Source organism: Flagellimonas baculiformis (assembly GCF_033441575.1).
Taxonomy (GTDB): Bacteria; Bacteroidota; Bacteroidia; order Flavobacteriales; family Flavobacteriaceae; genus Flagellimonas; species Flagellimonas baculiformis.
Window position 1 is genome coordinate 131,022 of the sequence record NZ_JAUZVW010000007.1, and the last position, 18,667, is coordinate 149,688.

Here is an 18,667-nt window from a genome sequence, read left to right on the forward strand (position 1 = left end):
TTCATTATCTAGAACAAGAACAGAACTCCCAATGCGACCATGGAGAAATTTCCATCATTGCTAACGTTGATGTACGACACATTGAGCTCGGTATTGCCAGTGATGTTGTAGCCGATGGAGGGCCGAATGTAAAGTCCTCCTTCATTGCCCTCATTTATACCCACTGCATATCCTACATCTGCACCCAGTTTAAAATCATACGTTGGGTAAATTCGCAAAGCCGCTGCCACAGGCAAGAACTGAATATCACCAAAATCCCCCGAAACGGTAATCGGTCCTTCGGTGATGTCAACCTCGCTACCAAACGCATGGATAAAACCTGAGGCCAAGCCAGCATCAATCAATTCCGATACCCCCCAATGGTAGGCCAGATCGAGGCCAAGGGCAAAACTGGAAAACTCTGAAGCATCACCCACGGGGAGGGCTGCATGGACACCTGCTTTGAAACTGCTCCTGTCCACATACTGGGCCATGGACGTGAAACTAAAGGCAATGAATGCCACAACTACGAATACTACTGTCTTTTTGTTCATATGTTAAAATTTTGTCAAGAACAAAACGCATTCTTCTTGGATATAGTACTTGTTTGTACTAAAAATCCTAATAAAAAAAATCAAGATTTATCGAACAGTGAAGGCCAGTTCAAAAAATCTTTCCGAAAGTATTGAAACAATTTTTACCAATGCCACCCCATTTGACCAAAGTGCCTTTTCAATTGATCGATGCAACGAATGGGGCCATGGTTGTGCATTTTGTATCTATCTTTGGTTCATGAACTGGTCACAGGCAATAACGGATTATCAAAATTATTTGAAGATCGAAAGGGGACTTTCGAAGAATTCGGTCACCAACTATGTGCTGGACCTTCAAAAACTGGTCGGCTATTTGGATGAGTACGAAATCAACGAAAGTCCAATCAAGGTTTCCAAGGAAATTGTCCAACAGTTTGTCTATGATGTGGCCAAAAATCTCAATCCCCGATCTCAGGCACGTATCATTTCCGGACTGAAGGGGTTCTTCAATTACCTGATTTTCGAGGATTATAGGGCCGACAACCCGATGGACCTGATAGAGACCCCAAAAATTGGACGGAAACTGCCCGACACCCTTTCCGTGGATGAAATCAATGACCTTATTTCCGCCATCGACCTCTCCAAACCCGAAGGCGAGCGTAACAGGGCTATTTTGGAAACTTTGTATGGATGTGGCCTCAGGGTTTCTGAACTGGTGAACCTGAAACTGTCCGATCTGTATTTTGACGAAGGGTTTATCAAGGTCACGGGCAAGGGCAACAAACAGCGCTTTGTGCCCATTAGCGATATCAATATCAAATACATCCAACTGTACCACGATGGCATTCGGGTGCACCTGCCCATTCAAAAAGAACATGAGGATGTTGTTTTTCTGAATCGAAGGGGAAAACAGTTGACCAGGGCCATGATCTTTACGGTGATCAAACAGTTGGCTGAAAAAATCGGATTGAAGAAAAGCATCAGCCCCCACACGTTCCGGCATTCCTTCGCCACCCATCTATTGGAGAACGGGGCCGATCTCAGGGCCATACAGCAAATGTTGGGACACGAGAGCATCACTACTACGGAGGTCTATATGCACGTCAACCGCGTACATTTGACCAAGGTCTTGAACGAGTTCCATCCGCGGAAGTAAAAATAAAACTTGAAGTGGGTTTAATCCTGCATCAACTTGCTACGGTCTGCTTGATTCTGTTTTTTAAAGGGACGAATGATCAATCGCGCCTCCCTATCGAAACGGATGTAGTTATAGACCCAATTGATAAAGACCACGACCCTGTTCCTGAAACCAATCAAAAAGTAGAGGTGGACGAACATCCACACAAACCAAGCAAAAACGCCCTGGAACTTGAACCTGGGCAGGTCCACTACGGCCTTGTTCCTTCCTACGGTCGCCATGCTGCCCTTGTCCCTGTACACAAAAGGTTTCATGGGTTTTCCGTCAATCAACCGGACCATATTTTCCCCAAGACTTCGCCCTTGCTGAATGGCAGGCTGCGCCATCATGGGGTGTCCTTCGGGAAATTCCTCGGTCTGCATTTGGGCCACATCGCCAATGGCAAAAATCTCCCCAAATCCTTCCACTTGGTGAAATTGGTTCACTTTCAAACGATTACCCCTAGCGAGGATTTCCTTTGCATCCAATCCCTTTATGCCTACGGCCTGCACGCCTGCCGCCCAGACCAATGTGGCTGCCTCAAAGACGGTGTTCGTATTGGTTGAGACACGTATCCCATCATAATCGGTCACACGGATATTTTTCCAGACATTGACCCCCAGACCTTCCAAAAAACGTTCAGCCTTTCGGGAGGCCACTTCGCTCATGGCCGGCAGCAGTCTATCACCGCTCTGTATGAGGTTGATCTGTGCCCTTCGGGTATCCAGGTCGGGATAATCCTTGGGGAGGATTCCTTTTTTGATTTCCGCCAGTGCACCAGCAAGTTCCACCCCCGTTGGTCCACCACCCACGATCACAAAGTTCATCAGCGCATCCCGTTCATGGAGATCGTCGGTCAGGAGGGCCTGCTCAAAATTTTCAAGGATCAGGCTTCTCAAATTCAACGATTGGGGAATGGTCTTCATGGCCATACCCATGTTCTGGATGCCCTTGTTCCCAAAAAAATTGGTCTCGGAACCCGTGGCCACCACCAGATAATCGTATCGGATGTCCCCAATATTGGTCAACACCCTTTTACCCAAAGTATCAATTTCCAGCACATTGGCCAACCGAAAATAGAAATTGGGATACCCCTGCAATACTTTTCGGATGGGATAGGCTATGGAGTCCGGCTCGAGCCCCCCTGTGGACACCTGATAGAGCAGTGGTTGGAAATTGTGGTAGTTGTGCTTGTCCAACAAGACCACTTGGGCCTCCTTTTTGCTCAATTTTTTGGCTAATGCTATGCCTCCAAAACCGCCACCAATGATGATGACCCGTGGAAAACTGGACTGTGGAATGTTCATGCTGCTGGACATGTCTGCAAATGTAAGTATTCCCATTTTCGCCATGCCATTTTAGGGTATGTTTTTTATATATTTAAGGGCTAACTCAAAAACTCCATACCATGAGAAAAAACCAACCACTGGTCGCTCTATCTCTTTTGTGTGCCTTGACAATGTCTTCGCAACAAAAAAAAGATGACGTTTTGAAAGACCTCGACTCAAAAACCAAACAATACGCTGAAATTGCCCTCAATATTTGGGATTTTGCCGAGATGGGCTATCTGGAAGAAAAAAGTTCCGCCTTGCTCCAAGAAACCTTGTCCAAGGAGGGTTTCTCCATAAAAAAAGGTGTGGCCGGCATCCCTACCGCCTTTGTGGCCGAATTTGGTTCCGGATACCCCGTGATCGCTATCCTTGGGGAATATGATGCATTGCCAGGCCTATCGCAAGAGGCTGCGCCGGAAAAGAAATCGGCAGGAAAAGCCGCTGGACATGCCTGTGGACATCATCTGTTCGGAACGGCATCCACTGCAGCGGCCATTTCGGTCAAGGATTGGCTGAAATCCAACAAAATGGAAGGAACCATCCGTTTTTATGGTTGCCCTGCTGAAGAAGGGGGTTCCGGTAAGGTATATATGGTCCGTGAGGGAGTTTTTGACGATGTGGACGTTGCGTTACATTGGCACCCAGGATCAGCAAATGCAGCAAGTGCCGGGGCAGCATTGGCCAACAAGTCGGCCAAGTTCAGGTTCCACGGCATCTCTGCCCATGCGGCTGGTGCTCCAGAAAAGGGCCGTTCTGCTTTGGACGGTGTGGAAGCGATGAACAATATGGTGAACATGATGCGCGAACACATCCCACAGGAAGCGAGGATACACTATGTGATCACCGATGGCGGGAAAGCTCCCAATGTGGTCCCTGATTTTGCCGAAGTGTACTATTATGCCCGTCATTCCAACCGTGAAGTGGTGGTGGATATTTTTGACCGGATCGTAAAAGCAGCAGAAGGGGCCGCCCTCGGGACCGGGACTACCATGGAACATGAAATGATTGGCGGAACACATGAGCTCCTACCCAACCTGACCCTTCAGAAAATGATGCACGAGAACCTTACCGAGGTAGGTGGAATATCCTATACCGAAGAAGAAAAAGTGTTTGCCGAGAAAATTTCCAAAACCTTGGGGAAAGAAACCTTGGACATGGAAACTGCTCAAAAAGTACAGCCCTACCAAGAAACGGCACGTGCCTATGGTTCAACGGATGTGGGAGATGTCAGTTATACGGTGCCCACTGCCGGTCTGGGAACAGCCACTTGGGTTCCGGGAACCCCCGCCCATAGCTGGCAAGCGGTTGCAGCTGGCGGAATGTCCATAGGAACAAAGGGAATGATGGTCGCTGCCAAAACACTCGCGCTTACCGCCATGGACATTTTTGAAAATACAGAAGTCATCGATGACGCAAAAAAAGAACTCGAGGAAAGAAGGGGCAAGGACTTCAAGTATGTGCCCATGCTGGGCAACAGACCACCTGCCCTCGATTACCGCAAGTAGATTTTTTGGCATTCGGTTGTAACAAATCCAATTTTATCCCTACCAATAAGCAAAGTAAACTTACCAACCTTTAGTGAACAAAGAACTGGAACATCGTTTTGTGACGGAGCTTGAGAACAATCAGAACATTGTTCATAAGGTGTGCAGCCTATACACCAACGACAAGGATTCGCACAACGATCTCTTCCAGGAGATCACGATCCAATTGTGGAAGGCCTATCCAAAGTTTCGGGGAGATGCCAAATTCAGCACATGGATGTACCGGGTCGCCTTGAACACTGCCATTACATTGTACAGAAAATCCAAGAAAAGGGTGCAGACCCAAGACTATGATTCTGTCGTACATAAGATAAAGGCCAACGATTATGATGATACAGAGGAAAAGCAATTGAAGCTGATGTATGATGCCGTGCGACAGTTGGGCGACATTGACAAGGCATTGGTTTTCCTTTATCTGGAAGACAAGGATTATTCGGAAATAGCCGAAACATTGGGTATCACTGAGGTAAATGCAAGGGTGAAAATGAACAGGGTGAAAAACAAATTAAGAACCATATTAAATCCGTAGATCATGGTGGATGAACTGGAGCTCTTGAAAAAAGACTGGCAAAAAAGGGAAGCCGACCTTCCCAAATTGTCGTATGACCAAATCTATAGGATGACCTGGAAAAAATCGTCATCCATAGTCAAGTGGATATTTTACATCAGTCTCATTGAACTGGTATTTTGGGCAGCGATCAACATCATCTTCAGTGATTCCGAAACCATGGAAGAGCTCAAGGCCCTGCACATTCACAAAGTGATCATGGTGCTCAACATCGTCAACTACGGCATCATCCTGTACTTCATCTACAAGTTCTATATCAATTACAGAAAAATATCCTTTACCGATTCTTCCAGAAAATTGATGAAGGCCATCCTCAAAGTGAAAAGAACGGTGACGCAGTATGTTTGGTTCAACCTCATCATCTTCACCACCTACCTCATCATCAACATGTATGGTGTTTTGTTGTATGCCCCCGAGGGTCAAAAAATTGTACAGGCCGCTTCGGAAGATGGTAACAGTTTTTCCTTTTGGGCGATGGTGATCACCATTTCAGTAATCTTTACCGCTGTCGTGCTACTGTTGATATGGCTATTCTACAAATTGCTCTATGGAATTCTGCTGAAAAGGCTCCGTGAAAACTACAACGAACTCAAGAAACTGGAAGTCTAGTCGCCCCGGTAACTGTAGCGCCTCTTTTCGTTTTCGGCCTCGTAGGCCAATAGCTCTTCTTTGGGGATCACTTTGAGAAAAGAAGGATGCTGCTCGATGGCATACTCCAATTTTTCCAATATCGCATCAATGGATTCATTGTCGTAGTCAATGTCCAAGGGCTGTTTGATCTGCATGGATTGAAGGATGCCCTTCTTTTTCACGCGAAGCCCCTTTTTGTCGAATGAGCGTCTAAAACCATCGATCACCACCGGAACCACTACCGGTTTGTACCGCTTGATAATGTGCGCTGTACCCTTGCGCAAGGGTTTCCAAGGTGTGGTGGTCCCTTGTGGAAAGGTGATCACCCAACCATCATCAAGGGCCTTTGCAATATTGCTGATGTCGCTGAATTTCACCTGCCTGTTCACGTCCTGACCATCGGCCCTCCACGTTCTTTCAATGCTAATGGAACCCGCATAGGCCAATATTTTGGTGAGCAGGCTCTTCTTCATGGTTTCCTTGGCCGCTACGTAATAGATGTTCAGTTTGGGGTTCCAAAGGTATCCCAAGTTCTTGATGTTGTCGTCCCTTCCCTTCAAACTTGCATTGAACACATGGAACATGGCCACCACATCGGCAAAATAGGTCTGGTGGTTGCTGACAAAAAGGACATTGGTCTCCGGAAGGTCCCGGATAATCTGTGATCCCTCAATCTCAAGGGTATTGAAACGCTTGTATCGCGCATGTGTCATCATTCCTGCGATACGGATCAACCACCGTTTTAAAAATAAAATATGGCCAAAAGGATTTCTCTTGAACAGACCCATGAATCAATAAATTGGACACAAATTTACAAAATAGCCGTCAAAGCGCTTCCAGCAAAAGTTCCTTGATCTCGCTCAACATCATGGCCGTGGCGCCCCAAACTGTGTAACCGTTTAATTTATAAGCAGGTACATTTATATTTTTCGCGTAGGAAGTACTCAATATTTCTTCAATATGGTTGGAATCATCCAAAAAATCCTTCAAAAACACCTCCACAATGCGTTCCACTTCGACCTCATCCTTCACAAATGGCCGCGGGTCTGGGTACATGCCCATAAAGGGTCTCACCAAAAAATTGCTTGGGGGAATATAGACTTCGCTAAGTTCCCTGATCACCTCAACGGCATTTGGGGCAACACCTACTTCCTCATAGGTTTCCCTCAGTGCCGTGTGCAAGAGATCCTTGTCCCCCTGTTCCACTTTCCCCCCCGGGAATCCGATCTGGTTGGAATGGATGCCCTCATACACCTTTCGCAGGATGAGCAACAATCGGGTCTCGTTCCCCTCATCAGGATAGAACAAGGCCATCACCCCTGCCCGCTTCGGTTTGAAATCCTCAATTTTGTTCGCCTTTAACCATTGAATCCGTAATTCGGGTGACATTTTATAATGCGATGTCTCCCCGGGTAGTGGGAGATTTTTTAATTTTAAGGCTACTTGACCAAATTCATCAAATTTCATGCTGTTGAGACCATTGGCTTTTTCTATACTACTGTTCGTGATATGTATCTCCTGCGGAGAATCCCCAAAAAAGACTACCGACAAAGTTGGTGAAAAAATTGTAAAAAAGGATACGGTATCCCAGGTCCAAAACGATACCATCCCCGAGGAGCCCGAAGAGGAGCCTTTTGTCCTCACCGAGGAAAATGCCATCGACTTCTTTTTCAATTATGCCAAGGAGCTCAAAAAAGACAAGGTGAAAATCACCACGAACATGGGTAGTTTTACAATCGAATTGTATGACAACGTCCCTTACCACAAGGCCAATTTCATCTATCTGACCCGAAAGAAATACTTTGACAGTACACAGTTCCACAGGGTGGTAAAGGATTTCATCATCCAAGGGGGCAATTCGGACGACCAAAGGACCGCAAAAAAAAGGGATAAGATCGGCAGGTACCTACTTCCCCCCGATACCCGAAAGGGACACAAGCACCATAGGGGCACCATTTCCATGCCCAGTAGTGAAAGGGACAACCCGCACATGCTTGCCTCTCCCTATGAATTCTTTATCGTGGTGACCAATCCCGGCTCCTATCACCTGGACGGTTCCTATACCCCTTTTGGGCGTGTCATAGAAGGCATGGAAGTCGTGGATGCCATAAACAAGGTCGATGTGGGGGACGGTGACTGGCCCTGGAAAAGTGTCTATATCCTCAAGGCAGAAGTGTTGTAAAAAAATCGGAAAATAATCTAATTTAGGTTGGACAAGGAACAACTAACTCATTATGATCAAAACAGACAAATTTACGTACTCCGGCAATGGACAGACCTATCAAGGGGTCATTGCCCATGACACCGTTTTCAAGGGCAAACGCCCAGTGGTGATGGTTTCCCACACTTGGATGGGTCAAGCCAAATTTGAAGAGGACAAGGCGACCGAACTGGCCAAAATGGGCTATCTGGCCTTTGCCATAGACGTTTTTGGCAAGGGAAAAAGGGCGAAGAACGCAGAACAGGCCGAAGAATTGATGAACGAGGCGTTGGCAGATCGCCAAGAGCTGTTGGACCGATTGCTATTGGCTTTGGAAAAAATCAAGGAACATGAGTTGGCAGACTCAGCAAAAGTGGGGATCATCGGTTTTTGCTTCGGCGGAAAATGCGCCCTTGATCTGGCACGTTCCGGAGTGGACATACAGGCCACCGTTTGCTTCCATGGCATGTTCGACCCACCGGGACTGGAACAGGAGGGCGATATCAAATCCAAGATACTGGTGCTCCATGGTTGGGAAGACCCCCTTGCTTTTCCCAAGGACATTGTTGCCTTGGGCTACGAGCTCACCGAACGGAATGCGGTCTGGGAAATGGACATCTTTGGCCATACCGGTCATGCCTTTACCAATCCCAACGCCAAATCCCCCGACCAGGGCATGGAATACAATGCCTTGGCCAGTGACCGATCTTGGCAACGCATGACACACTTTTTTGAAGAGGTTTTCGGAACCAAATAAACGGCTGACCTTACATTTTTAGGTTGATTCCAAAAATGATCTGGCGAAAACCTCCGGCAAAGACCCCGGAGGTGGCCCTGTTCAGACGTGATGCCCTGTACACTTCATCGGTGATGTTCTTTCCGTTGACAAATACCGTGGCCTCGACCGAGGTTCCAATGGTAAAATCATAGTTCACAAAAGCATCGATGGTGGTGAAGGAAGGCAATTGCCCAATGGCCCCATCAGCCGATTCGTTCACAAAATTGTGGAACTCCGTGAACTGTTTTCCCACATGGTGCACATTGAACCCGCTTGAAAGTCCCTTCCAATCGTAGTTCAGCCCTAGACTTAAGTTCACTTTTGGAGTATAGGGCGCCTCGGCATCAGAAAGCCCATCATCCCCAAAGGTGATCACACTTTTGGTGATGTCCGGAAAATCAGCAGCGTCGATGGTGGCATCGGTGAGCAAAGTTTCCCCGCTTCCCGTATCCACATACACATCATAGGCATCGCGATTGGCATTCACTTTTGCGATATATTCGTTTTGCGTATCCGTGCCATGGACCACTTGGGAAAACAGGTCCTTATCTTCCAATTTTCCTTCCATTACTTTGGAATCCATATAGGTAGCATTTGCCAAGAAATGGAGCTGATGGCCATTCCCGTTGAACAATTCGGCATCCAAAGCCATCTCCACTCCCTGTACATTGATCTTGCCCAGTTCGTTAAAGACCTCATTGCGCCCCCCGGCATAAAAGTTTCTGCTGGCATTATGGAAATAGGTCCATTGTCCATGGACACGATCGGCCCATAGGCTTCCCCTCCAGCCCAGTTCCTTGTTCCAGCTCAACTCCGGTTCCATATTGATGCTCTGCCCGGCCAAGGGATTGGTCACCACACCATCCTGCTCCACCAAGAACCCAAAGACTTTCGAAGGGGCTATCATTCCCTGATAAACGCTACCGTACAATTCACCTGATCCTAAAGGATAATCCAAGCTGATTCCCGGTAAAAATTGATTGTACACACTGGGTTCCCTTCCTTCGGAAGTGCCCTGAAGGTCTGGGTCTTGTGCCAGGACCAGCAAATTCTGACGGTACATGTCCACATGCTCAAAACGCAGGATAGGGACAATGCCCAAATCACCCAAATGGAATTCGTTGCGAACATAACCGTTCGCGGACCAAAGTCGGTACCACAGGTCCGTGGTGGTCCTTCCGCTCCTCGCCCATCGGGAACTATCGGCCTCCAAAAGCACATCCTTGAAGGTTTCCCTGTGCATATTGATGCCTGCTTCAAATTCGCTGGGAGCATTGAAAGCCTCCCATTTGGCCTTTATGGTTTCCTTGATGCCCGAAACCCTATAGATCCACCTGCTGTCCGTAGTGCTTTCGCGTCCGTTCAAGATCCTGCCCACAATCACATAATCCTCGTCATCAAACGACCGACCCTGGAGATATCGGTACCGGTCCGCAAAAATCTGGTCCCCTACATAGTCCTGGACGTCTGATGCCCTCACCTTTGCGGTCACCTGTCGCCACCAATCCCTTTCAAAATCTGAGGCATACACCTTTGTGGTAAAGCTCAAATCTTCATTCGGCAGCCATTTATGGATGATATCGACCCCATACCGCCTCATGATGAACTGATCGGCATCCAAAGGATTTTGGGTAGGGTCAGCTTCAAAAGTGAAGGGTGTTTGGGAACTCAGTGAAGCCTGATTGTCCTCGAACTGCCCACTTACTTTGAAATATAGGGACTGGTCTTCGGACAACTGGGCAAAGATTTTCGCATTCAGGTTCAAGATCTCTACGGATGAATTGTCGATAAAACCATCAAACTTCTTGTACACTCCTTCAACCAAGCCGCCAATATTTTTCCAAGTGCCCCCGTAGGAAAAGAGTCCCGAGGTATAATTGCGCTGCCCGCCTGTCAATTTCAGCCGCAGTGTTGGTTTTTGCGGAGGGAGTGCCGTGATGTAGTTTACCGCACCGTACATATTATTGGGCCCGTATTTTAAGAGATCGGCCCCTTTATACACCTCAACGGAAGTGATACGGTCACTCACCGGGTTGTAGTACGCTCCAGGAGCAATGTAGGGTGCCGGTGCCGAAGGTGTACCGTCTTCCATGAGCAGCACTTTTTTGGACCTTCTTCCCCAAGAGCCCCGTATACTGATATTGGGACGGTTGGACAGGCCCATATCCCCCACAATGTTCACACCGGGAACGGTGCGCAGTACCTCTTCGGTGTTCAATGGGTTCATGTTTTTTAAAGCTACGGGATTGATTCGATAATTGCTCCCCACAAATTCACTCTTGAAATTTTTGGCCGATGCACTCACAACCACCTCATCCAAGGTGGTATTGGAGCGGGTGAGTCCTATAATCCCCATATCCACATCTGAAGTAGAAAGCGAAACCTGCTTTTCCTCATACCCCAAATATTTTACGATAAGGGCATGGTCCCCTTCATTTTTCAGGATAGTGAACCTCCCAAAGTCATCCGTGACGGTTCCCTTATTGGTGGGGACCAACAGGACTTGGGCACCTAGTAAGGGCTGACCGTTGTCCGCATCCACTATTTTTCCGCTAATTCTGTCCTGTGCTTGGGCCAATGCCCCTGTCAACAAAAAGAGCATAAAGCCCCAAAGGACCAACGGCCCTTTACCGTTCCTGTACATTTCTTTTTAAAATTGTATTGCTGCTTTATGACTGTTCCCAAAGGAAACCTAAAAATATTCTATGTCTTTTCCGAGAAAATCAGCTCTTGAATTCACCCATCAATTCAGGGGCTACTTTCACCTTTTTGTTTGAAAAGCGGTAGGAAACCCCCACGTTGATCAAATAATCGGCAAAGGCGGCATCCCCTGCCCTAGGTTCGCCCGTAAGTTCCTGGGTTTCGAGGTCGGTAACACTTTGGGGACGTTCCCTTCTTACTGCAAAAGGAACATTGAGGTTCAGGGAAAAGTTGTTCTTCATGAAGGCGATGCCCGGGTCTATGGAAAGTACATTGCCCGGCCTTCTGAAACCATCGTTTCCACCAATAAGGTCTTTTACGGGAACCCCTTCATACCTAGCACCCAATGAAGTCGAAATGACACTGCTTATGGCATAACTGGCGCCGGCACGCACCGAAAACTGATCGGGAACGGCCATGATGGCCTCATTTTCCAGAAGAGGGCTCAAGGTTTCCCGAAACGTCCGAGTTCCGTTGGTCTCCCTTGGGTTGATCAAATAGAATCCGCCTCCATAAGCAAACAGCTTTTCAGCAATCTTCTGATAAAATTGAAAATCCAGGGTAACCCCAAAACCACCATCACCCGGCTGGATGCTCTGGTCAACAGGTCTGGTCTCCGGACCTCCTTCGGGACCTACATTGTAGAAGATATCCGAAGCATTGAAACTTCCGGTGGGCAGTTTTATGCCCAATCCAAACGCAAGGTTTCCATTTTGATGTTTTTCTAGGTCGAACAGCCAGTAACCCACCCCTACCCTGATATCGGCAAGTCCTCTGGAGTAGGTGGTGTTCCGTTCGTCCCTGCCGTGTTCATACAGTGAGGAACGAGTGTTGATCACCGTTGGGATGGTGATGCTGGTGTACAAACGGTCAGTGATTCCATAGGTCAGGAAAAAATCCCAGGAGTGGGAATGATTGATCACCTCCGTTTCGTTGGAAACCCTATCCGGCTCTTCATGTGTTCCCCTGAAATGCCTAAAAGACTTAAAATAGCGATAGTTGCTCCCTATCTGGATATCTCCCTCCCCCAACAGGTTGCTCTCCAACGTATTCCCCACACAGGATGAAAAATGTCGGATTGCGACACATCCTTGGGCATTGATGCTATCCATCCCAAAAAAGGAAGCAGAAAGAAAAAGGGTCAGTAAAACGGTTTTTGGTGTTTTCATATGTTAAGGTCTCGATTGGTTGATAAAAAGGCCGACACTACTGGGACGGCCCTTATACTTAATGAAGATTACAAAACTGGACACCAAAGTAGTGTTATCCTTGGCACGAGAAGGCTAACAAAAGGGTAAAAAAGATTAATCAAGGGTTAATCGTGCTAAGCAACAATTAACGGAAAAGCCATTGATCTACCTTATCTCCCCTCTTTTTCATAGACACTGGGCAAACGGACATCGTATTTTACGGCCAACAACCTTAGGGTGATCACCACCACGATCGCCGCGATGTAGGCATAGCCTTCCTTGATGGGAAGTTCAACAAAAAGAAAGTAACTGGCCCCGCCCACAATGCAGGTGGTGGCATAGATTTCCTTTCTTCTAAAAATGATTGGGATCTCATTGCACAGCATATCCCGGATGACGCCCCCAAAACAGGCCGTCATGGTGCCCAGAAAAATGCACATGATGGGCAAAAGGTCGGCTTCCAAGCCTTTTTCTACCCCGATCATGGTATACAGGCCAATCCCAATGGTATCGAACAGAAAAAGGGATTTTCTCAAATATTTCAACTGCTTCACAAAAATAATGGCGAAGACCACGGCTATGAAAATGGTGACCACATAGGTAAGGTCCCGCATCCACACCACTGGCGTGTTCCCTATGAGCAAATCCCGCAAGGTCCCGCCCCCAATGGCCGTGACAAAGGCGATGATGAGCACCCCAAAAAGGTCCAGCCGTTTTTCCATGGCCACCAAGACCCCTGAAATGGCAAAGGCCACGGTTCCCAAAATATCAATGGTCTGGTAGAGCATGGCTACATTTTTTGGGTGTAGTAGTTGTAATCTTTCAGCACCGTGTCAATATACTGCACATCGTACAGGTTGGAATTGGTCTTCAAAATGCTATCCACTTTGATTCTAAGTGCGGTCAGGGTCTTGAAATCCCCACTCTTTTTGGCAATGTGATATGTTTCCTTGATCAATCGGACATCCTTGTCCGTGAGCAGGGTCACATTGGTGAACTGGGGCTCGTAGGCCTCCTCCACTTCTTCCAAAATGGTATGGGACACCTTGGTCTTTCGTTTGGTGCTGATCACCACAGTGCCTGCGGCCGCATCTCCCACCCGTTGTTTTTTTTCCGAGAACAGGATGCTCAAGATGCCAATGGACCCCAAGAAAATCCAAATGTCCACGAGGCGCAACATCCATCGGACCAAGAGATTGCTCCAATGCACCGGGGTGCCATCCAAACGGACCACCCGCATCTTCATCAACATCTTGCCCACCGTCTGACCGTTGAACAAGCTGTGCATCAAAAGGGAATAGAACATGGCCGGCAAAAAAATCAACGAAGCCAGCCCACGTTGTGTCCAAGTATCTTCATAAATGAAACCAATGGCATTGCTGATGAGGCTTACCAAATAGGCATACATGTACAAAATGAGTCCATCGATGAGAAAAGCAACGATTCGCTCCCCAAGGCCCACAATCTTATAATCTAAGTTGACATTTTGCGTTGTATTGATTTGGAGGTTGCCCATATAAACGTATTTTTAAACTTGGGAAATAAATTCCATCTATGCGCGAAGCTGCTTTTGTGAAGCAAAATAAGGAAAAATGGATCGCTTTTGAAAAAGCGGTCGCATCAGGTTCACATACAGATCCGGATGCGCTTGTGGACGGCTACATCCAACTCACCAATGACCTTGCCTACGCACAGACCTATTACGCGGAAAGCAAGACTTTATTGTACCTGAACTCCCTTGCGTCACAGGCACATCAAAAAATATACAAGAACAAAAAGGAATCGGGCAACCGGATCATTGAGTTCTGGGCGCATGAATTCCCGCTTTTTTTTAGGCAATACCATAAAACTTTATGGATCACATTCCTGATCTTTATCACGGCCACGGCCATCGGCGCCATTTCCGCATTGAATGATACTTCCTTTGTTCGGTTGATTCTGGGTGATGCCTATGTGAACGAGACCCTGAACAATATTGCCAATGGGGAACCCACGGCCATTTATAAAAGCGGAAGTGAGATAGGTACCTTTTTGGGTATCACCATCAACAATATCCGCGTGGGCTTTTTGGCTTTCGCCTTTGGGGTGATCACCAGCATTGGTACGGCCTATATTCTATTCAGCAATGGGGTGATGTTGGGGGCGTTCATTACTTTTTTCTATACCAAAGGGGTGTTTTTTGAAGCGAACCGCCAGATTTGGCTGCACGGCACCATAGAGATTTCCGTGATTATTGTGGCGGGCTGCGCCGGATTGATCATGGGCAACAGCATCCTTTTTCCCAAGACTTTTTCCAGGCGGGTCTCCTTCATGAAAGGGGCCAAGGACGGGTTGAAAGTAGTGGTGAGCACCATTCCGTTTTTCATTATTGCAGGCTTCATCGAAGGGTTCATCACCCGGTATGCCAATATGCCCGATTGGTTGGCCTTCACGATTATTGGAGGGTCATTGTTGCTGATTGTTTTTTATTATATCATATATCCCATCTTACTAAACCGAAGACTACATGAAGGACAAATACATCGAGCTTAGGATCAACCGTGACTTTGGCGATATCCTCTCCGTTTATTTTGAATTTTTAAGGCAGAACATCAAAAAGTTCACCAACGTGTTCCTGAGCTATAATGGTATTTTCCTGGTCGGTCTCTTGATCACCAGCTACTTGATGGTATCCGGGTTCGTGGGCATGGTCTCGGAGGGTTCCAATATCTACGGAATCGGTTCGGGAGAAAGCAACGAAGGCACGTATTGGACCTACATTATCGTGGGCAGCATCATTTTTTTCATCATCTTCATTTTGGTGGCGGGCTTCAACTTTAGTCTGAGTTCTTCCTATTTGGTCAAATATGACGAACACAAGGGCCAAGGATTTGACAAAAGGGAAGTCTGGGAACATACGAAGGGTAATTTGGGCAATACGTTGATGTTCATTCTCTTGCTGATTCCCATTTATGTTTTGTTCTTTATCGTGGCCCTCATTTTTGCGTTCATTCCTTTATTGGGCATGTTCGCACAATATATTGTGCAATTTGCCATGACCGCTTGGATCGGGGTTTCTTTTTTTAGCATGATGAGCCAATCCAAGGGCGTGATCGATGGTTTTGGGGAAGGCTGGAACTTGGTCATCAACAATTTTTGGAGATCGGTGGGGGTGAATTTCATCCTCGGCTTGCTGAATGGCCTGTTGTTCTTCATCATCCTTATTGTGCCATCCATAATCATTGGGATCTATACCTTCCATGTGGTGGAAAACAATGTGGATGTGGGCGGCTCGGTCATTTCCACCGTCATTTACACCCTCGGACTGTGCCTATTGCTCATCTTGATGGTATATGCGCAATGCCTGTCCCAGTTCGTGAACGGCGTTCTCTTTTATGCCCTGCACGAGAAAACATACAACATCAACACCCGAAGTAAAATAGATCAAATAGGACAGACCGATCAGTGATCAAGCAGAGCTACATCCTTATCCTTTTATTGTGGGCAAACTTGGGTCTTGCGCAGAAGGATTCCATTGCCCTGCCCATAGACTGCAGTTCGGTGCTCACGGAACGCCAAATCACGGAAGACCTTGGCAAAAAATATACTGGGGAGGATTTTGACTATGATGTTAAAACAGGGGAATCCGCCAACTTGCTCAGCCGCTTTGTCCGATGGTTCCTGAATGCCATCAGCAGCGCTTTCGGGTTTGACATTTCACCCAAAACCCTTTTGATCCTGGAGTACATCATTTATGCCCTGATGGGCGTCCTGGTCATTTATCTATTAGTGCGGATGTTCATCAATGAAAAGTTCAGTTCCATTTTTACCCAAAAGGCCCGGTCCATCATCGACCTGGACCTTTCCGAACAGCACATTGAGAGCATCGACTTGGATTCATTGATGGAAGAGGCCCTTAAGAATGGGGATTACCGACTTGCCGTCCGCTACCAGTTCCTAAAGATCTTGAAACTGCTTTCCCAAAAGAACATCATCGATTGGCATTTTGAGAAGACCAATGTGGACTATGAACGGGAAATCACCCAGACCCAATTGCAACTGGAGTTCAAAAAGGCTTCTTACCTGTACGAGAACATCTGGTACGGGGAGCAGCCCATCGATGCATCCGGTTATGCCAAAACGGATTTGCGCTTCAAGGCCGTAGAAAATTCAATCCCGAGATAATTATGGATTTATACCCAACTCTTTTTGCCAAAACAAAGCTTCAAAAATCAAAGTGTACATTATTTTGTACATTTATAAAAAGATGATTTGATATGAAAACAATCAGCGTCACGGAGTTTAGAAAGAATCTTAAAAAATACCTCGATTTGGCACATACAGAAAAATTGGTGGTCCATCGAAAAAGTGAGGCATACATTGTTCTTCCTTTGGAAGAATTGACAAAAGACACGGACCTTTTAAGCGAAGATCAGAAACGGGCCATAGATGAAGCGATTTTGGATGTTGAAGAAAATAGGTTTTTTTCGCATGAGGAGGCAATGCGGGCCATTGGAGAAAGAGCGCCGAAATATTTCAACAAAAAATGAGAGTTATTATTTGGTCCGACAAAGCAATGGATGATTATCTGGAAAACATTGATTATTTGGAAAAAAACTGGACCGAATTGGAAATCAAAAATTTTATCACCAAGACCGATGATGTGCTTGGTAAACTTAAAATGGACAATATCCGTTTTTTATCCACAGGATATAGGGACACCTTTCGAGTTCCGATAACCAAACAAGTTACACTGTTCTATATGTTCAGGGAAAACGAAGTGATCTTGCTGCGGTTTTGGAACAATTATCAAAATCCCGATGTATTCAGTACAGAGTGAACCGTATGGACCGAAAATCGAAAATAGTCATTGCGGTATTTGCCCTGGTCGTTGTCGGGATCATCATTACGGAGATTGTGCGGCCTAGGCCCATCAACTGGCGGCCATCCTACACTTCGGTGGACAAGATTCCGTTCGGGTGTTTTGTGCTCTACAACGAACTCCCTTCCATTTTCCCCAATAGTACGATTGAAACGGTGGATAAAAGTGTCTATGATTTCATGATCGATCGGGATTCCACCCCAACGTCCAACTATATGTTCATCAACGAATATATTGAGCTGGACCACCAAGAAACCAATCAGATATTGGACTATGTGGACCGGGGAAATACTGTTTTCATTGCTGCCACTGGTTTTGGTTGGGAGCTGATGGATACCCTCAATATCGATTTTGGGGCCGACTATTCGCTGAAAGAGGGCACGACCATTTTGGACCTGACCCATGAAAAATTCAAAAAGGAAGAATTCAAACTATCCCGTGGGGTGTACAACGCCTATTTTACGAGTGTGGATTCCACCAAGACCACCATTTTGGGGCATATCTCCTATACCCCGGAGAACTTTCTGGAAGGGCAACCCGAAGAACAGGTGACCAAACCCAATCTGATCAAGACGCGTTTTGGAAAGGGCCATTTCATCATTTCCGCAACCCCCCAGGCCTATTCCAATTATTATATGCTCAAGGGCAATTCGGACTATGTGGCCCATACCTTTTCCTATCTTCAGGATGCCGATGTACTGTATTGGGACAATTACAAAAAATCCGGTCGGGTTTTCATTGATTCCCCCATGCGCTTTGTGCTCAACCAAATTTCCTTGAAATGGGCCTATTATCTGAGTATTTTGGGCATCCTGCTCTTTGTCATCTTCAAGGGCAAGCGGGAACAACGGATCATTCCCGTCATCGAACCCCTAAAAAATTCCTCGGTGGAGTTTGCTCAGGCCGTTGGGTCGCTGTACCATCAAAATAAAGACTATACAGATCTGATTAACAAAAAAATAAACTACTTTTTGGCCTACATCCGCAGTCAGTACCATATCGAAACGGCGCAACTCAACGAAAAGACGATACAGCTACTGGCAGCCAAGGCAGGAAAGGACATTCAAGAGACCAAGGTTTTGATCGAATATATCTTGAAACTGAAAAATAAAAATGCCCATACGGAGCAAGAAAGCATAGCACTCAATAAAAAAATAACCGCATTTAAGCAGTAAC

General features: G+C 46.6%; 20 protein-coding genes. 12 read left to right on the forward strand and 8 right to left on the reverse strand.

Annotated elements, in window-relative coordinates:
* Positions 1 to 8: 8 nt before the first annotated feature.
* Positions 9 to 533, reverse strand: coding sequence for a hypothetical protein (locus tag SD450_RS11635; protein WP_318344618.1), 525 nt, complete (start codon positions 531 to 533; stop codon positions 9 to 11).
* 238 nt (positions 534 to 771) lie between these two features.
* Here SD450_RS11635 and xerD point away from each other — a divergent pair, with 238 nt between their 5' ends.
* Entirely contained in the window at positions 772 to 1,668 is an 897-nt protein-coding gene (gene xerD, locus SD450_RS11640) for a site-specific tyrosine recombinase XerD (RefSeq protein ID WP_318344619.1), read from the forward strand.
* A 20-nt stretch (positions 1,669 to 1,688) separates the two neighbouring features.
* Here the strand turns inward: xerD and SD450_RS11645 are convergent, their stop codons facing one another.
* Entirely contained in the window at positions 1,689 to 2,996 is a 1,308-nt protein-coding gene (locus SD450_RS11645) for an NAD(P)/FAD-dependent oxidoreductase (RefSeq protein WP_318344703.1), read from the reverse strand.
* A gap of 152 nt (positions 2,997 to 3,148) precedes the next feature.
* On the opposite strand from SD450_RS11645, the gene SD450_RS11650 reads away from it, so the two are divergent.
* The 3 genes from SD450_RS11650 (at position 3,149) to SD450_RS11660 (ending at position 5,741) form a co-directional block, all read left to right on the forward strand.
* The gene (locus tag SD450_RS11650) at positions 3,149 to 4,525 is read left to right on the forward strand and encodes an amidohydrolase (RefSeq protein ID WP_404828245.1); all 1,377 of its coding nucleotides are present in this window, start codon (positions 3,149 to 3,151) and stop codon (positions 4,523 to 4,525) included.
* Between the two features lie 73 nt (positions 4,526 to 4,598).
* Positions 4,599 to 5,093: an RNA polymerase sigma factor gene (locus SD450_RS11655; RefSeq protein ID WP_318344621.1), complete on the forward strand. Its 495-nt coding sequence runs from the start codon at positions 4,599 to 4,601 to the stop codon at positions 5,091 to 5,093.
* A gap of 3 nt (positions 5,094 to 5,096) precedes the next feature.
* Entirely contained in the window at positions 5,097 to 5,741 is a 645-nt protein-coding gene (locus tag SD450_RS11660; RefSeq protein ID WP_318344622.1) for a hypothetical protein, read from the forward strand.
* On the opposite strand, the gene SD450_RS11665 is transcribed toward SD450_RS11660, so the two are convergent.
* Positions 5,738 to 6,550: a lysophospholipid acyltransferase family protein gene (locus SD450_RS11665; RefSeq protein WP_318344623.1), complete on the reverse strand. Its 813-nt coding sequence runs from the start codon at positions 6,548 to 6,550 to the stop codon at positions 5,738 to 5,740. The genes SD450_RS11660 and SD450_RS11665 overlap by 4 nt on opposite strands.
* 37 nt (positions 6,551 to 6,587) lie before the next feature.
* On the reverse strand, positions 6,588 to 7,229 hold the full coding sequence (locus SD450_RS11670) for an NUDIX hydrolase (protein ID WP_318344624.1): 642 nt from the start codon (positions 7,227 to 7,229) through the stop codon (positions 6,588 to 6,590).
* Between SD450_RS11670 and SD450_RS11675 the strand changes: the two genes are divergently transcribed.
* On the forward strand, positions 7,228 to 7,944 hold the full coding sequence (locus tag SD450_RS11675; RefSeq protein ID WP_318344625.1) for a peptidylprolyl isomerase: 717 nt from the start codon (positions 7,228 to 7,230) through the stop codon (positions 7,942 to 7,944). The two genes, SD450_RS11670 and SD450_RS11675, sit on opposite strands and share 2 nt — an antisense overlap.
* A gap of 52 nt (positions 7,945 to 7,996) precedes the next feature.
* On the forward strand, positions 7,997 to 8,719 hold the full coding sequence (locus tag SD450_RS11680) for a dienelactone hydrolase family protein (RefSeq protein WP_318344626.1): 723 nt from the start codon (positions 7,997 to 7,999) through the stop codon (positions 8,717 to 8,719).
* Between the two features lie 10 nt (positions 8,720 to 8,729).
* Here the strand turns inward: SD450_RS11680 and SD450_RS11685 are convergent, their stop codons facing one another.
* From SD450_RS11685 to SD450_RS11700, 4 genes are all read right to left on the reverse strand, one after another.
* A complete protein-coding gene (locus SD450_RS11685; RefSeq protein ID WP_318344627.1) occupies positions 8,730 to 11,384 on the reverse strand; it encodes a carboxypeptidase-like regulatory domain-containing protein in 2,655 nt (884 codons plus the stop codon).
* Between the two features lie 79 nt (positions 11,385 to 11,463).
* Positions 11,464 to 12,609 (reverse strand): hypothetical protein, encoded by a 1,146-nt coding sequence (locus tag SD450_RS11690; protein ID WP_318344628.1) that lies wholly within the window; start codon positions 12,607 to 12,609, stop codon positions 11,464 to 11,466.
* A 191-nt stretch (positions 12,610 to 12,800) separates the two neighbouring features.
* Positions 12,801 to 13,418: a trimeric intracellular cation channel family protein gene (locus SD450_RS11695; protein ID WP_318344629.1), complete on the reverse strand. Its 618-nt coding sequence runs from the start codon at positions 13,416 to 13,418 to the stop codon at positions 12,801 to 12,803.
* Positions 13,419 to 13,420: 2 nt separating this feature from the next.
* Entirely contained in the window at positions 13,421 to 14,146 is a 726-nt protein-coding gene (locus tag SD450_RS11700; RefSeq protein WP_318344630.1) for an RDD family protein, read from the reverse strand.
* 38 nt (positions 14,147 to 14,184) lie between these two features.
* Between SD450_RS11700 and SD450_RS11705 the strand changes: the two genes are divergently transcribed.
* The 6 genes from SD450_RS11705 to SD450_RS11730 all read left to right on the forward strand — a co-directional run bounded on the left by SD450_RS11705 (position 14,185) and on the right by SD450_RS11730 (position 18,666).
* Positions 14,185 to 15,162, forward strand: coding sequence for a stage II sporulation protein M (locus SD450_RS11705; protein ID WP_318344631.1), 978 nt, complete (start codon positions 14,185 to 14,187; stop codon positions 15,160 to 15,162).
* Entirely contained in the window at positions 15,137 to 16,078 is a 942-nt protein-coding gene (locus SD450_RS11710) for a hypothetical protein (protein ID WP_318344632.1), read from the forward strand. Before SD450_RS11705 ends, SD450_RS11710 begins: the two co-directional genes overlap by 26 nt.
* Positions 16,075 to 16,794 carry a hypothetical protein gene (locus SD450_RS11715; protein ID WP_318344633.1) on the forward strand — a complete coding sequence of 240 codons (720 nt, stop codon included), beginning with the start codon at positions 16,075 to 16,077 and terminating at the stop codon, positions 16,792 to 16,794. Before SD450_RS11710 ends, SD450_RS11715 begins: the two co-directional genes overlap by 4 nt.
* Before the next feature lie 92 nt (positions 16,795 to 16,886).
* On the forward strand, positions 16,887 to 17,159 hold the full coding sequence (locus SD450_RS11720; protein ID WP_318344634.1) for a type II toxin-antitoxin system Phd/YefM family antitoxin: 273 nt from the start codon (positions 16,887 to 16,889) through the stop codon (positions 17,157 to 17,159).
* Positions 17,156 to 17,449: a type II toxin-antitoxin system RelE/ParE family toxin gene (locus SD450_RS11725; protein WP_318344635.1), complete on the forward strand. Its 294-nt coding sequence runs from the start codon at positions 17,156 to 17,158 to the stop codon at positions 17,447 to 17,449. Before SD450_RS11720 ends, SD450_RS11725 begins: the two co-directional genes overlap by 4 nt.
* A 5-nt stretch (positions 17,450 to 17,454) precedes the next feature.
* Entirely contained in the window at positions 17,455 to 18,666 is a 1,212-nt protein-coding gene (locus SD450_RS11730; protein WP_318344636.1) for a DUF4350 domain-containing protein, read from the forward strand.
* Position 18,667: the final 1 nt, after the last annotated feature.